Below are 14,795 nucleotides of genomic sequence, written 5' to 3' on the forward strand. Positions count from 1 at the left end.
AGCGGGATTAAGGGCCGTTTTCTTAAAAATAAGCGAAAATCAGTATAGGAACTAATGTTAGGTTTTTTTCTCTTGCCGTATAGAAGAGATACAGGTTTTCTCTTTTCTTTCACGTAATTTTAAAGGCTCAACCCTCTGGAAATAGACCCTGAGCAGGCAAGAACGACAACTTTGGTTAGGTAAGTAGAAGTTTTCCAGGTAAGAAGATACAGATAAGATATGGCGTTACTTTTTAATGATTTCGCGAGTTGGGAACAGCATTGCCAGACAACCGGGGAACCGTTGTACAGGCCAGTGCTAGCCTATGAGATAGAGCAGAAGGGCCGCACCGAAGAAGAAATCTGGAACGGCCTGCAACGGGCCTATGAAGTAATGCAGGACGCCGTGAAAACCGGCCTCACCCAAGATATGACCTCCCGCTCTGGCATGGTGAACAATGGTGCCAAGAAAGTGGCGGCGGCCCCGGTAACGGTGCTGTCTCCAGAGTTTCAGCAGCTCATTAGCCGAGCCCTGGGAGCCAAGGAAGTAAACTCGTGCATGGGCCGGGTGGTGGCAGCGCCAACGGCTGGAGCCTCGGGCATCTTGCCGGGCATCTTAACCACCATCCAAGGCTTGCACAACTTGGGTGACCGTAAAGTCCACGAAGGTCTGTTAGTGGCGGCAGGTATCGCGCTCATTATTGAAACCAATGCCTCGCTGGCCGGAGCAGTAGGCGGATGCCAGGCCGAAACCGGAAGCGCCGCCGCCATGGGTGCAGGCGCCATTGTCTATTGCCTGGGCGGTACCGTAGAGCAGACGTTTGCGGCCGTAGCCATCACCATCCAATGTATGCTGGGCTTGATCTGTGACCCGGTGGCCGGATTGGTGGAGGTTCCCTGCATCGTGCGAAACGCCAGTGCAGCCGCTATCGCGTTTTCCAGTGCCCAGATTGCCATTGCCGGCGTGAACCCTGTCATCCCGGTAGATCAGTGTGTGATGGCCTTGGGTGAGGTAGGTCAAAGCATGGAAACCAAATACAAAGAAACTGCCTTAGGTGGCTTGGCCAATACGCCTAAAGGCCGTGAGATTGAGAACTTGGTGCTGGTGCAAGACGTGGAAATCCTTCCTGATGAAGACAGTGAGTGAGTGAGTGAGTGAGTGAGTGAGTGAGTGAGTCCCTGTTTGAAGTCCTTTTTTCCAAAATAGGCTTCAAACAGGGATTTATGTATCAGGCTTTTCAAGCTGTGGGCAATCCCTTTTGGTTGCCCATGGTGGGTTATAATGAAAAAGGGCAACCACAAGGATTGCCCCTACATCTATCATAATTAAAGTTGTTCCTGTTGAACGGTCACAATGTTCAGGAACAGTTCATTCTCGTCCCAACTGATCCGGAAAGGGTTGATTTTGTCCTGGGTGATTACTTCAATCTTCGTGATTCTTTTAACATCGGCTAAAAACCGATTGGGGTTTACAGGTTGCTTGTTCAACAACACGCGCAAGTACCGCTGATTTTCAGGTACTTGAAAGTAGTCTAGTACATGCTCCAGGTTTAGGAGCGTTTTCTTGTTTCTAAGCTCAATAAGCAAAACGCCGTTCTTGGCGGCAGGCCCCATGGTTGACAAAATGGTGGAGTCTTTATAGGATTTTACAACAATGATATCCTTAGGGTCTACCACCAAAGAAAAGAAATCCGTCTCTAGAGAACCCAGCAGCAGCAACGGCTCATAGGATGAAACTACAGCTAGTCTGGGAATGGGCCTGGGTCTTGTATCTGCGCTAGGTGCTGCCTCTATAGAAGGAAGCTGGCCCCAGCCCGCCGTTGAGCAAAGGACCCCTAACGCTATCATTATCAGTGCTTTTCTCATGGGGCTAAGCTACAGTATTTTATGATGTTACGCTAGTGAAATGCATTCCATCTTTCTCTGTTGCTTCTGCAATCCCATTAATAATTTGGAATGTCGTTTACGCTTTTTCTGGTGAGCAACAAGCCTAGCATCATGAGCAGACTGGACAGCAGAACCACAAAGAAGAGCACGCTTTCGTTCATGCCCACAATGTCATACTGGGCTGGAATGCTGAAGAAAAGCAGAATGGTAATCAAGCCTCTTGGCGCAATGAAAAGCTCCGGAATAAGCGGCACCCGCGCAATGTATTGCAGGTAGGCAAACCGCACCAGCAGGATAATGGAGAAAATAGTGAAGCCCAAAACCCAGACATCTAGCTGGTAAAGCTCCTGCAGGTTGATGGAAAACCCAAACAGCAGGAAAAAGAAGGTTCTGATGACAAAGGCACTCTCCCCATTGATCTGCTTCAACTGCACAATCTCGGCTTGCAAAGATTTAAGGCTGATGTACTTGGCCAAACGGTCTTTGATAAACAAGGCGGCATTGTTCAGCATAAGACCAAAGCACAGCACCATGAGCAGAGAAGACAGGTGCAGTTTCTTGCCTACCGAGTAAAGCAGAATCAAAAGGGCTATGATCAGGAAGAACTTAATATGACTCCTGATCTTATCTACAAAAAACAGCAGAATAAGGCAGCAAACAATGGAAATCAGGAAGATGCTGATCAGGTCAAAGGCCAAAGCCACAAATGAACCCACGCCAATCTGCTCGTTCTGCACGGCAAAATTAAAGGCCACAATGCCAATAATGTCTGAGAAGGTTGCCTCATATACAATGAATTCCTTTTTCTCCGGCGTGAGATTGCTGACACTAGGGATGGCAATGGCACTACTGATTACCGCCAGCGGTATGGCATTGATGATGGCCACATGGTAGGGTACCTGCAGCCAGAAGTTGATAAACCAGGCAATGAGCGCAGCGGTAAGCAGGAGGGTAAGGGTAGCGGTAAGCAGGGTCTTTCTGATGAGGGGGAGCTTGTCTCGTCTCAGTTCCAGGTCTAAAGCTCCTTCCAGCACGATCAGAATCAGCCCGATGATGCCAAACAACTCCAGAATGTTGCGGAGGCCGGGCAAAACAACATTGAAATAACGGGCAGCCAACTGAAGAAGAATGCCGGTGAAAAGCAGTAAGATGACCGAGGGCACTTTTGACCGCTTGGCAACAATATCAAACAAATAAGAAAGAACGATAAGGCTGCTAAGGATGATCAGAAAGGTATAAGCGTCTAAAATCATGCGGTAGTCTTAGGTGAATAATCATACGAAGGCATGCTTCTGAAAGAAGAAAAGAAGGCTTCGGCTGTAAATACTTCTACATTCAAGAATACCCTGCATAGGGGTAAACGCCTTCTTGATGGTCTTCTTGTCATTACTAAGATACGCAGGCATCTTGGGAGCAAAGAAGCTTTTTTTCATTTTTAGCCCTTCCTTCTGGTGAGAAGAAGAAAAGACAATATTCCTTTGCTGGCTTTCAATCATGTCTGTACCCGTTTATTGAAGACACCTTTATATGTTTATGATCCGTTCTAAAAACCTGTTTTTCTTTTCAATTGCTGCTATACTAGTAGGTCTTTTCAGTTGTTCTGTGCCCGATATGAGAGTAAGCGAAGGCATGCAGCAAAACACCACGGTTATGCCGGTAGTGGGCCGCTCCGCCTTCAGGTTGTCACTAGGCAAGGAGAAGGGCTTCGGGTTTGGAACGTACCAACTGGAGGAAATCCAACGAGGCTGGACCAAGCGCACCGACCTAGGCAACCTGATCCAGGTGTCTGAGGGGTATCAGAAATATAGCTTCGGTATCCAAGATACCGTGCAGCAGAAAACCTGGTTTGTGCAGGCAGCGGCCATGCTGAAAGCTACTACTGCGGAGGCTGGCGGCTGGTCGGTGAATCTGAACAAGCAACGGGAGTTCCTGATGGCGGCGTTCAACTCTCCGGAGAGCGGAGAATGGCGGCTGTCCCTCGCCGACCCAGGGTCTTACATGGAGCGGGTGAATTTCGCCGGTAAACTCAGCAATGGCACCTATGAGATTGAAGTGCTTCCGTTGTACAAATGGGAAGGAAAGTCCTTGCCGTCCGGGACCGCACTGGGGTATGAACTCTCCCGCGAGGGGCAAGTTTTAGCCAGTGTGCAGACCATCAACACCGGAAAAGTGTGGATGAAGAACACCTTGAGCCCGGATATGCGCATGGTGTTGGCCAGTGCCTGTGGCACCCTTCTTCTATACAACAAACTTGACGAAGACAATCAATAGCATTCAGGAACCAATCTAAGTTTCAGGAAGTTACCGCCACAGATGCTCTTGCAAGGGCTTTGTGGCGGTTTCTGTTTTTTATAGATCCAATTTCACCAAGCCTTATATAAATCCCGCTGCATCTTCGTTTAACAAATATCCACTTCTAACTTGAGAGGCGCGTCTGTGCTTCTGCATTATATGAGAAATTTCTTTTGGTGGTGTGCCGGGGCAGATGACCACATTCTTAGCCAATGCCCTAAATCTGAGCACATCAAATTTGGGAGCATAGGAGCCACCGTCTTGTTCACCGGCGTCTTGGCGGCCCTTTCTGGGGGCTACGCTCTTTACACCGTGTTTGACTCTGTGGCGGTAGCGGCGGCGTTCGGGTTGCTCTGGGGAGCCGTGATCTTCAACCTGGACCGGTTCATTGTCTCCACCATCCGCAAAGAAGGAAACTTTGGCAAGGAGTTCCTGCAGATCCTGCCCAGGTTGGTGCTGGCGTTAGTACTGGCCATTGTCATCTCCAAGCCCCTTGAGTTGCGCATCTTCCAGAAGGAGATTGACAGCGTGCTGGAAGAGAAGAAGGCCCAGTTGGCTCTGGAACACCAGAAACTGATAAACCAGCAATTCACCGAGACCGATTCTGTGCGCAAGGATATTGACCGCATCAAAGCCGAAATGGCGGCTAAGTCTGCGCAGCGCGATACCCTTTACGCCCAGATGAGCGCCGAGAGCGACGGAACCGGCGGTACAAAGAAAATAGGCAGAGGCCCTATCTTTGAGGAGAAGAAAGCCCAGCACGATAAGATTGACACCGAATTGAAGTTATTGCAGGAGCAAGCCTCTCTTCTGATTGCCGAGCGCCAGAAACGCATTGATACCCTCGCGGCCCAACGCGACAAAGCCATTGCCCAAGGGAAAGCCCGGTTTGAAAACTACGGCGGCATCATGGCCCGCATGGAGGCTTTGCAGAAACTGCCTTGGCTGCCTAGCTTCTTTATCATGCTCCTGTTCATCTGTCTAGAGACTGCCCCTATTTTCACCAAACTGATCTCAAAACGGGGGCCGTATGATGACCTGCTCCGCGATGTGGAGTCTACCACCGAGCTGGAGAGCCTGGAGAAGCTGGAGCACCGCCGCCGCGAGTACGACACTCGCAAAGTCATAGACGAAGCTGGCAAAGAATCCAGAATGGAGCATTACAGCCATAACCGCCGTGAGACAGTGAAAGTAGACGCTGATACCGATCTGGAACTGGCCCGTACCAACTCCCATGCCCGCCTGAAGACCGGTAAAGAGAAGATCCGCCGCGAAACAGAAAGCTACATGGATTCTATCTAGTGGTAAAGTAATTCCAACTTAAAACGAGAGCGCCGCTTCTATGCTAAGAAGCGGCGCTCTCGTTTTATAGGTATTTATAGGAAACAATGCTTGAAAGAGAACCAGCCGCTTTATCTCATTTGTCCCCTACCCGCTTTTTAGGCTTATTTCATAAAGAAAGCCTCAAAACAGATTACTGCCGTTTGATCAGTTCCGGGTGGTTGGTCATGACACCATCGGCTCCAATCTCAAAAAGCTTCTGGATGTTTTTGGGCTCATCTTCGGTCCAGATAAAGGTTTTAAAGCCTTGGTTATGGAGCGAGGTGATAAAGGCTTTAGAGGCAAAGTAGCGGTGCACATTGATGGTGGTCGCTTCTGAGTAGCGGTCAAAGCCCCCAAATTTTAGCTCGTGGTCAATGAAGATGGGCAGGAACGGAATCTTGCCCACAATCAGTTTTTGCGTCTGAATCACGAAATCTGCTTTCCAGATGCGTTCCAAGATGGGGTCGTAGAAAGACTGCAGCACACACCATTCTTCGGCCCGGTTTTCCCGGATAATCCGGATGGTGTTCTCTTCAAGGCCAGGATAGTAGTCTTCCTCGCCCTTCTTCAACTCTATCAGCAGTTTCTTCTTGCCTTTTACCGCGCGTAAAACCTGCGCCAGGGTAGGAATACGGGCACCGGCAAAGGCAGAGTCCAGCTTAATGCCCGCGTCTAATTTCTTGAGTTCCGCCAAGGTGAGATCGGCTACGCGGCCGGTGCCGTTGGTGGTGCGGTCAACGGTGGGGTCATGGATAACCACCACCTCGTTGTCCTTGCTTTGATGCACGTCTACCTCAATGTAATCGGCGTCGGTTTCCATGGCCTTTTTCACGGCGGCCAGGGTGTTTTCCGGGGCCAGGCCAGAGGCGCCGCGGTGCGCGATCACATTTACTTTACGGGCGGTCTTTTTTAGGGTAATTCCTTTCTCCGGCGTTTCAGGATCGCCGCAGGCGCAAACAAAAAACAACAGGAAAGGCAGCGATGCCTGCCTCATCCACCATTGAATCTTACCGGTACCTGATCTTTCGCTCATAGACGCGCTGGCCTATCTATAGGCTTCAGCGTTGAAAGATAATACAGTTTTTGTATTCGGGCAATGAGCCGCAGAAAGCATTTATAGGAATTATAGAATATCTACCTGCCGGGTAATGCTCTCCTCTAGCGAAATGAAAGTCTCTGTGCGCTCCACGCCCTCAATGGCTTGTATTTTCTCGTTCAATACTTCGCGCAGGTGCAGGGTGTCACGGCAGATGATTTTGGCAAACATGCTCCACTGGCCCGTGGTATAATGCATTTCAACAATTTCGGGCACTTGCCGCATAGCGGTAACGGCCGTCTGGTACGCTGAGCCTTTCTCCAGGTAGATACCAATGAAGGCGCAGATGTCATATCCTACTGCGTTGGGGTTGATGAACAGGTGCGATCCTTTGATCACGCCCAGATCTTCCAACTTTTTCATGCGCACGTGTACGGTACCCCCAGAAACTTGCAGTTCTTTCGCTATATCGGTGTAGGCTCTGGTGGCATCTAACATGAGCATGGAAAGAATTCTTCTGTCAAGATTATCAATTTCTGAAACTTGGGCCATTTTATAGATCTAGATTTAACAATTCTACAACGAATAATATCCCTTTTTAGGGATGTGCTAAGATACAAAAAATAATTTTATCAAATTACTAATTTGTATATGAAATTGTTATATTTGTTATAAGTAAAATGGTTAATTGTTAACACATTTATAAAATTTCTATGCAAGCGGATTTGATAGAAGAGGTAAAAGTAAGTTTAGAAACAACTTTAGCCCAATTACAGGGGGCTTCTACCGTAGATGTCTTAAAAGTGCAACAAGCCATTATCAGGGCTACGCACCAGTTCATGTTTGAGCGCGGATTGGTGCAACTTATGCCCTTGATGCTCTCTCCCATCACCGATCCGTTGAACCATGGCGTGGTGGATGCTGCCATCTCTTACGCCGGTAACCGCTGGAGTTTAACCAAATCCATGATCTTTCATAAGCAACTGGCGCTGTTAAACCCAGAGCTGGAGGCCTTGTACATTGTGTCACCTAATGTTCGGTTAGAGTTTGCTGACCGTGCATTTACGGGCCGCCACCTGTTTGAGTTCACGCAGATAGACTTTGAGTTCCGGGAGAAAGATGGCGCATTTGTGCGCTCCTTCATGGAAGATTTGGTAAGATACATCTTTGCCAGCGTAAAAAAAGACCTACCAGAGATAATGGCCAAATACCGCCCCGACTCTTTGCCGGAAGTAGGTCAATTGGAAGTGTACCGCACCGAGGAATTGGAGGCGCAGTACGGTCCAGATTACGAGCATGTCAAATCCATGGAAGCCACTGCCCCGTTCTGGCTCTTAAACCACCGCCGTGAGTTCTATGACAAAGAAGACCCTGCCAAACCCGGCACATACCTGAACTATGACCTTATCTGGCCCGAGGGCTTCGGGGAAGGGCTTTCCGGCGCCGAGCGCGAAAACGAGTACCACCAGATCTTGAAGCGCATGGGAGAAACCGGTGCCGACCAGGAAGCCTTCCGGCACTACCTGCAGGTGGCCAAAGACCATGGGTTGCCGTACACCGCCGGGGCTGGTTTTGGGGTGGAGCGCATGGCCCGTTTCATCTGCCGCGTGAAGGATATCAATGACGTAACCCCTTTTTCCCGCCGGCCAGGTATGCCAGCACTTTTCTAACAGAAGCAGGTTTTCAATAGGAAAAACAAGTGTTTTCTGGTCGTTTTGATAAAACAATCAGAAAACACTTTTCATTTAACCGTATCCTCCCCGATATTGAGGCGCCAATCCTGCTGGGGCGGCCTTTCAAAAACAGGAGCTTTGGCGGAGAACATCTGCCCGGTATCGCAAAACAAATCATCTATGAGTACGCACAAGCACTTCATCATTGACTTTGACAGTACCTTTACCAAGGTAGAAGCCCTAGACGAACTCTGCGCCATCTGTATTCCAGATCCGGCACGCAGACAGAAAGTACTCGCCGAGATCCAGCGCATCACCGACTTAGGCATGGAAGGCGAGATTCCGTTGGTGGAATCCCTGGATCAGCGACTAGCCCTGTTGAATGCCAATCGCGAACACCTCTCCACCCTCATCGAGCACCTGCGGGGCCAGATTTCAGAATCCTTTAAGCACAACAAAGCCTTCTTTGAGGCTTTTAAAGACGATATTTACATCATTTCCAACGGGTTCAAGGAATTTATTGTGCCTATTGTGCAGGAGTTGGGGGTAAAGCCAGAGAATGTGTTTGCCAATAGCTTTACCTATGACGAGGCGGGCAACATCACTGGCTTTGACCGCGCCAATGTGCTCACCCAAAATCAGGGCAAAGCCAAGCAGATCAAAAGCATGAGCCTACCCGGGGAGGTTTACGTCATTGGGGACGGCTACACCGACTATGAAATCAAAGAGGCCGGGATTGCTGATAAATTCTATGCTTTTACTGAGAACGTGAGCCGCGACAGCGTGGTAGACAAAGCCGATCACGTCACTCCCAGCCTGGACGAGTTTCTGTACGTGAACAAGCTACCCAGCGCCCTTTCCTACCCCAAGAACCGCATCAAGGTGCTGGTGCTGGAAGGAATCCATGAGCGGGCCATCAATATGTTCCGGCAGGAAGGATACCAGGTAGAGGTGATCGCGGGTGCTTTGGAAGAAGACGAACTTTGCGCCCAGTTGCATGACGTATCTATTCTCTGCATCCGGTCTAAAACGCAGGTAACCGCTAAGGCTTTGGCCCATGCCCCGCGTTTGATGGCAGTAGGCGCCTTTTGCATCGGTACAAACCAGATAGATCTGCAGACCTGTACCGAGCGCGGCATTGTGGTGTTCAATGCGCCTTACAGCAATACCCGCAGCGTGGTGGAAATGGCCATAGGGGAGATCATTATGCTATCCAGAGGCTTGGTAGGTAAAAGTAACCGCCTGCACGAAGGCGAGTGGGATAAATCAGCGAAAGGTTCTAACGAGATCCGGGGAAAGAAACTGGGCATTATCGGGTACGGCAACATTGGCTCGCAACTCTCCGTGCTGGCCGAAGGGCTGGGCATGGAGGTGTACTTCTATGACGTGGTGGATAAGCTGGCCCTAGGAAACGCAAAGGTCTGCCATTCGCTGGCGGAACTGCTGGCCTTAGCCGATATTGTCACCTTGCATGTGGACGGCCGCGCGTCAAACAAAAACATCATCGGGCCGAAAGAGTTTGAGCTGATGAAGCCGGGCGTGTTGTTCCTGAACCTGGCCCGGGGCCACGTGGTGGACATTGATGCCCTAGCCGAGAACATCAAAAGCGGCAAGATACGAGGCTGCGCTGTAGACGTGTTCCCGTATGAGCCTAAAAATAACCAGGAGCGGTTTGAGTCGCCGTTACGAGGCTTGCCTAACACGTTGCTGAGTCCGCACGTGGGGGGGAGTACCGAGGAAGCCCAGGAGAACATTGCGCAGTACGTACCGTCTAAGATGATTGACTATATCAACACTGGCGGCTCTTACAACAGCGTGAACTTTCCTAACCTACAATTGCCAGCTCTCCGGAATGCGCACCGTCTTATCCACATTCACCGCAACGTGCCGGGTATTCTGGCCAAAATCAACAATGCGCTGGCCGAGAACCAGATCAACATTTTGGGCCAATACCTGAAAACCAATGAAACCATTGGTTACGTGATCACGGATGTGGACACCAAGTATGACCGCTCCGTTATCAAGCAACTGAAGCAAATCCCGGATACCATCAAATCCCGGACGCTGTATTAATAGAAAGCACCCGCTTTTCTTAGTAACTAAAGTAAAAGCTGTTTTTAGCCTTGTTTCCTGTAAACGGGTTGAAAACAGCTTCTTTCATTCACTTAATCTGGTAATCACTCATCCACTCACTATTTACTATGGCTTCTGTTTATTTCACTCCCGGCCCGGCCCAACTGTATCCAACGGTGGCAGGGCATCTGCAAACTGCCTTAGACAAACAGGTGTTTTCCCAGTCGCACCGAAGCCAGGCATTCAAAGATTTGTATAAACGGGCTGATGCCGGACTGCGGGCTTTGTTAAGCCTTCCCGAGAATTACGCCATTTACTTTACCGGGTCGGCTACGGAAATCTGGGAGCGCAGTCTGCAGAGTCTTACTGCCCTTAATACCTATCACCTGGTGAACGGCTCTTTCTCCAAGAAGTACCTGGACCATGCCAAATGGCTAGGCCGTGATGCGCAGGTACTACAGGTGCCATTTGGGAAAGGGTTCTCTTTGGAGCAAGTTCAGGTGCCGGCAGGAACGGAACTGCTGGCCATAACCCAAAATGAAACCAGTTCTGGGGTGTGTATGCCTGTTTCCGATATTCATCAGTTGCGTGCGCGTTTCCCCGAGCCGTTGATCTCGGTGGATATCGTCTCTGGGGCTCCGTATGCCGCCCTTGACTTCTCCAAAATAGACATGGCGTTTTTCTCGGTGCAGAAAGGGTTTGGCCTGCCTGCTGGGTTAGGCGTGTGGCTCGTGAACGAACGGTGCCGTACCAAGGCGGCTGAACTTGAGGGCCGACAATATACCGGTGGGCACCACAGCCTTGCCTCTTTGCACGAGCAGTACCAACAGTTCCAGACGCCTAGTACGCCCAATGTGCTGGATATTTACCTGCTGGCCCATGTGGTGGAAGACATGCTGGCGAAGGGCGTTGACGTGATCCGGCAGGAGACGGAGGCCAAGGCTCAGAAGCTCTATTCTTTTCTGGAAGAAAGCACCCTTTTCTCGCCTTTCGTTCAGGAGAAAGCGCATAGATCTCCTACGGTTATTGTAGCGGATGTGCTGGAAAAACCTGCCGCCGAAATAATTTCTACCTTAAAATCTAAGGGAATGGTAGTGGGTAGTGGTTATGGTTCTTTCAAGGAAAAACAGGTCAGAATCGCCAATTTTCCAGCTATTTTAGAACAGGAGGTGGATAGTTTGGTGCGAGCGCTTCAGAGCTTATAAGTGTAAAAACTAGATTAAAGCGTGATTTGTGTATAAATAAACTTGGTTTATTTAAATTTACTGTCTAATATTGGGCATTAAAAGTAATTTATATAACTAAAACAACACGCTCCTCATGAAGAAGTACTTGCTTACTCTCTTGCTTTGTGCACTCGCTATTTCTATCTCTCCCTTGGCATCTGCTGCTACAGACGCAGCTCTTGCAAAAGAAGAACTTCCCTTCTTCAAGAAAAAGAAGAAGGTTTCTATGGCAAGATATAAACAGATCAAACGTAACAATGGGAGCTATGTGAAGAAGCGTACGGCAGGCCGCAAGAAGAAATCCCTTTTCCAATCAGCTTAGGAAAAAGGCTTCTTGCCTACCCTGACAGACAAACGACAAGTTTTTAGAAACAGAAAATGCCTCCTGCATCAGGAGGCATTTTCTGTTTCTAGGAGTTTTTGCGCTGCTTTCGCCACATCTGGTTAAAAGAAAGAGGAGCGGCTACCAAGGGTTCCCGTCGTTTACTCCAGGTTTCCTTCTGCACATGGCCTAACACAAAGTTTTTGACGGAGGCTGGGGCCAGGTTTAGGAGCTTGCGGTTCTGCATGCCTTTTGCCCAGAATCTAAAGGCAAGTTTCTCATTCTTGTCTACCAATCCTTCTTCCACGCTTTGCTTGCGGTTAAGCAATAAAAGGTTGTGCAGGTTTATCTTCACCGGGCACACGCTGGTACAGGCGCCGCACAGCGAACTGGCGTAACTTAAGTGCTTATGCTCTTCCATGCCCGCCAAGTGCGGGGTAATCACTGAGCCGATAGGGCCGCTGTAAGTGGTCTCATAGGTATGCCCGCCTATGTTCTTGTACACCGGGCAAACGTTAAGGCAGGCACCGCACCTAATGCAGTTCAAGGCCTCGCGCTGATCGGGTTGGGCCAACAGGTTGGTGCGGCCATTGTCTAGTAGCACCACGTACATCTCCTCGGGCCCGTCCTTCTCGGTAGGCTGTCTGGGGCCGGTTAATATGGTGTTGTAGATGGTCACGTTCTGGCCAGTCCCGCTGGTGCTGAGCAAAGGCCAGAAAAGATCCAGGTCCAGCATGGACGGAATCAGCTTTTCAATGCCAACAATGGCAATATGGGTTTTAGGGAAAGTAGTGGATAAACGGGCGTTCCCCTCATTCTCCGTTACGGCAATGCCACCTACATCGGCAATGAGGAAGTTGGCTCCGCTGATGCCTACCTCTGCTTGGGTGTATTTCTCGCGCAGCAGTTTGCGGGCCGTGAGTACCAGTTGTTGGGCGTCATCGGTGAGCGGAATGCCCAGCTTTTTAGTGAACAGCTGCGAAATGTCCTTTTTAGACATGTGCATGGCGGGGGTTACAATGTGGTACGGGCGCTGACCGGCCAATTGCACAATGTATTCTCCTAAATCGGTTTCCACCGTCTCCACGCCGTTCTTCTCCAGGAAATCGTTCAGGTGGATTTCCTCGGTGCTCATAGACTTGGACTTTACCACCGATTTTGCGCGTTTGCGCTTCATGATGGCGCCAATCTCGCGCAGGGCTTCCTCTGCATTTTGGACCCAGATCACCTTTCCGCCCCGTTTGGTGAAATTGTTCTCAAACTCCACCAAGTATTTGTCCAGGTTGTTGATGGTCTGAGTTTTGAGGAAAGAGGCCCGCTCCCGCGCCAGTTCATGGTGCTCGTAGGCGCTCATGCCATTCTGCACGGCGGCATTGTACTTGCCAATGTTGAAGCGGATCTTCTGCCGATGCTCTAGGTCAAACGCTTTGTTTTCTGAGTCCTGCAGAAACTGCTTTAGTTTTATGCTCAAGGTACTTAGTCGAATATATGTAAAAGGGCTGTGCCCAATCTACTGATTTATAAGAGATCTGCAAAATTAACGAACCTTTAGCGCAATTAGACAACAAGGTGCATACTTCTCATGGATTGTTGCGGCCTATTGCCCTTGTTTTCGTTTTGCAGGGGGCTTTCTATTAGCAGATAACGTGAAGAATTAGCAGCAGATACATTTTGGTGCCTATTTTCTGAAAACAAGCAGAAAAGACGCCGGTGTCTTTAAAGGCCGGGCTTCAGTTCATTTAGAAAGGTGCTGATGTTGGTGAAGTCTTCTCCGGTGTTCTTTGCTAATTCTAGGGCTTCTTTGGCCTCTTTGGTGGCCTTTTTATCTCTTCCTGCTTTGTGCTGCAATTGCGCGGACAGGTACAGGTTTTCTGAGTTTCTATGCAAGTCTACGGCTCTTTTCATGAGTTGGGTGCCTAGTTGTAGCGCTTCTTTGTCTTTGGCAAAAGCATTAAGGTACATTCCCGTCTCATACAGCGTACGCCAATCATCTCTTCCAGACTTTTTGCTGTATGCCAGCGTCTCCTGAGCGTACTTGGGCCAATCTTGTCGTCCGGCGTAAAAATAAATCATGGTGAGGGCATTTAGCCGTTCAGTGTCTTTAAAATTAATGGAAACGGCTTGCTGTACTTCTTTTAGTAGAGTTAGGTCGTTTTCCGAGCCCGCTGATTGAGCAGTTTGGGTGATAATCTTTCGTGCTTTGCTTTTTACTTCCTCCTCTTTGAATAAAGGCGTGAATTGGTCTTGATTCCTTAGAAAATACCGTGTAGCGGAAGAGCGGAAGCCCAAATGCCGAGAGAAGATATAGTTCAGGTTTTCTTCTGACTCTAGTTGCGTTGGCGTTTGGGTGGCCAGGTATTGAGCCACCACAGCCTCTTCTGGACCATCGGCTTGGTAAAATTGGGATAGGGCATTGCTGTAGCGGAACAGAAAGGCGGCCGATCTATCACCGGTATCATACCTTCTTTTCAGGGAGAACAGTGCTTTGTTTGGATCAAAGGCATTCTTGGCATCCTCTATAAATGCTTCGGCCGACTTGCCGGCACCGCTTTGGTGCAGTAGTTCTGCGTCTTTGTCAAAGTACAAATAAGAAGGAAAACTGGAGATAGCGTATCTTTTCGCCAGTGCTTCACCTTCGGCGTTGTCCTCTATGTTGATCTTATAGCTGACAAATGAGGTGTTGTAAAAATCAGCGACTTCTTTTTGAGGAAAGACTTCCTTCTCCATTTGCTTGCAGTACCGACAACCAGGTGTTGAGGCATATAGAAAGACAGCTTTCCCTTCTTGATTCGCAGTTTGAAGCACTTGTTCCCACGAAGTAGAGACGAAGTTTATGCTTGCTTTCTCCTGCGCCTTCGCGGGTAAGAAAGTGAGGAATAGAAGAAATGCTGTAATGATGGTAAGGTGAAGTCTTTTATAGGGTATTGGCATATTTGAATTAGTACCGAGTCCACGACTAGGAAGTAGTCTTGGCCCTGGGGCATT

13 protein-coding genes are annotated in these 14,795 nt (G+C 49.2%); 7 read left to right on the top strand and 6 right to left on the bottom strand.

The window, feature by feature from the left end:
* Positions 1–219 precede the first annotated feature (219 nt).
* Positions 220–1,125 (top strand): L-serine ammonia-lyase, iron-sulfur-dependent, subunit alpha, encoded by a 906-nt coding sequence (gene sdaAA, locus ACW9SV_RS08810; protein ID WP_479556368.1) that lies wholly within the window; start codon positions 220–222, stop codon positions 1,123–1,125.
* Between the two features lie 179 nt (positions 1,126–1,304).
* Here the strand turns inward: sdaAA and ACW9SV_RS08815 are convergent, their stop codons facing one another.
* Entirely contained in the window at positions 1,305–1,826 is a 522-nt protein-coding gene (locus ACW9SV_RS08815; RefSeq protein ID WP_479556369.1) for a hypothetical protein, read from the bottom strand.
* A 95-nt stretch (positions 1,827–1,921) separates the two neighbouring features.
* Entirely contained in the window at positions 1,922–3,118 is a 1,197-nt protein-coding gene (locus ACW9SV_RS08820; protein WP_479556370.1) for a cation:proton antiporter domain-containing protein, read from the bottom strand.
* A gap of 358 nt (positions 3,119–3,476) precedes the next feature.
* Between ACW9SV_RS08820 and ACW9SV_RS08825 the strand changes: the two genes are divergently transcribed.
* Together ACW9SV_RS08825 and ACW9SV_RS08830 are read left to right on the top strand one after the other, a co-directional pair.
* Positions 3,477–4,136, top strand: coding sequence for a hypothetical protein (locus ACW9SV_RS08825; RefSeq protein WP_479556371.1), 660 nt, complete (start codon positions 3,477–3,479; stop codon positions 4,134–4,136).
* Between the two features lie 180 nt (positions 4,137–4,316).
* Positions 4,317–5,459: a DUF4407 domain-containing protein gene (locus ACW9SV_RS08830; RefSeq protein WP_479556372.1), complete on the top strand. Its 1,143-nt coding sequence runs from the start codon at positions 4,317–4,319 to the stop codon at positions 5,457–5,459.
* A 172-nt stretch (positions 5,460–5,631) separates the two neighbouring features.
* Here ACW9SV_RS08830 and ACW9SV_RS08835 read toward each other — a convergent pair whose 3' ends face one another.
* On the bottom strand, positions 5,632–6,513 hold the full coding sequence (locus ACW9SV_RS08835) for a glycerophosphodiester phosphodiesterase (RefSeq protein ID WP_479556373.1): 882 nt from the start codon (positions 6,511–6,513) through the stop codon (positions 5,632–5,634).
* 90 nt (positions 6,514–6,603) lie between these two features.
* Positions 6,604–7,068 (bottom strand): Lrp/AsnC ligand binding domain-containing protein, encoded by a 465-nt coding sequence (locus tag ACW9SV_RS08840; protein ID WP_062543670.1) that lies wholly within the window; start codon positions 7,066–7,068, stop codon positions 6,604–6,606.
* Positions 7,069–7,229: 161 nt separating this feature from the next.
* Here ACW9SV_RS08840 and ACW9SV_RS08845 point away from each other — a divergent pair, with 161 nt between their 5' ends.
* From ACW9SV_RS08845 to ACW9SV_RS08860, 4 genes are all read left to right on the top strand, one after another.
* Positions 7,230–8,186, top strand: a complete 957-nt coding sequence (locus tag ACW9SV_RS08845) for an asparagine synthetase A (protein ID WP_479556374.1) — start codon at positions 7,230–7,232, stop codon at positions 8,184–8,186.
* Between the two features lie 183 nt (positions 8,187–8,369).
* Positions 8,370–10,262 (top strand): phosphoglycerate dehydrogenase, encoded by a 1,893-nt coding sequence (gene serA, locus ACW9SV_RS08850; protein ID WP_479556375.1) that lies wholly within the window; start codon positions 8,370–8,372, stop codon positions 10,260–10,262.
* Between the two features lie 128 nt (positions 10,263–10,390).
* Positions 10,391–11,467 carry an aminotransferase class V-fold PLP-dependent enzyme gene (locus ACW9SV_RS08855; RefSeq protein ID WP_479556376.1) on the top strand — a complete coding sequence of 359 codons (1,077 nt, stop codon included), beginning with the start codon at positions 10,391–10,393 and terminating at the stop codon, positions 11,465–11,467.
* 115 nt (positions 11,468–11,582) lie between these two features.
* Positions 11,583–11,810: a hypothetical protein gene (locus ACW9SV_RS08860; protein ID WP_479556377.1), complete on the top strand. Its 228-nt coding sequence runs from the start codon at positions 11,583–11,585 to the stop codon at positions 11,808–11,810.
* An 88-nt stretch (positions 11,811–11,898) separates the two neighbouring features.
* Here the strand turns inward: ACW9SV_RS08860 and ACW9SV_RS08865 are convergent, their stop codons facing one another.
* Positions 11,899–13,281 carry a LutB/LldF family L-lactate oxidation iron-sulfur protein gene (locus ACW9SV_RS08865; RefSeq protein WP_479556378.1) on the bottom strand — a complete coding sequence of 461 codons (1,383 nt, stop codon included), beginning with the start codon at positions 13,279–13,281 and terminating at the stop codon, positions 11,899–11,901.
* A 245-nt stretch (positions 13,282–13,526) separates the two neighbouring features.
* The gene (locus tag ACW9SV_RS08870) at positions 13,527–14,741 is read right to left on the bottom strand and encodes a thioredoxin family protein (protein WP_479556379.1); all 1,215 of its coding nucleotides are present in this window, start codon (positions 14,739–14,741) and stop codon (positions 13,527–13,529) included.
* Positions 14,742–14,795: the final 54 nt, after the last annotated feature.

The sequence above is a fragment of the Rufibacter sp. JT20002 genome, assembly GCF_056491185.1.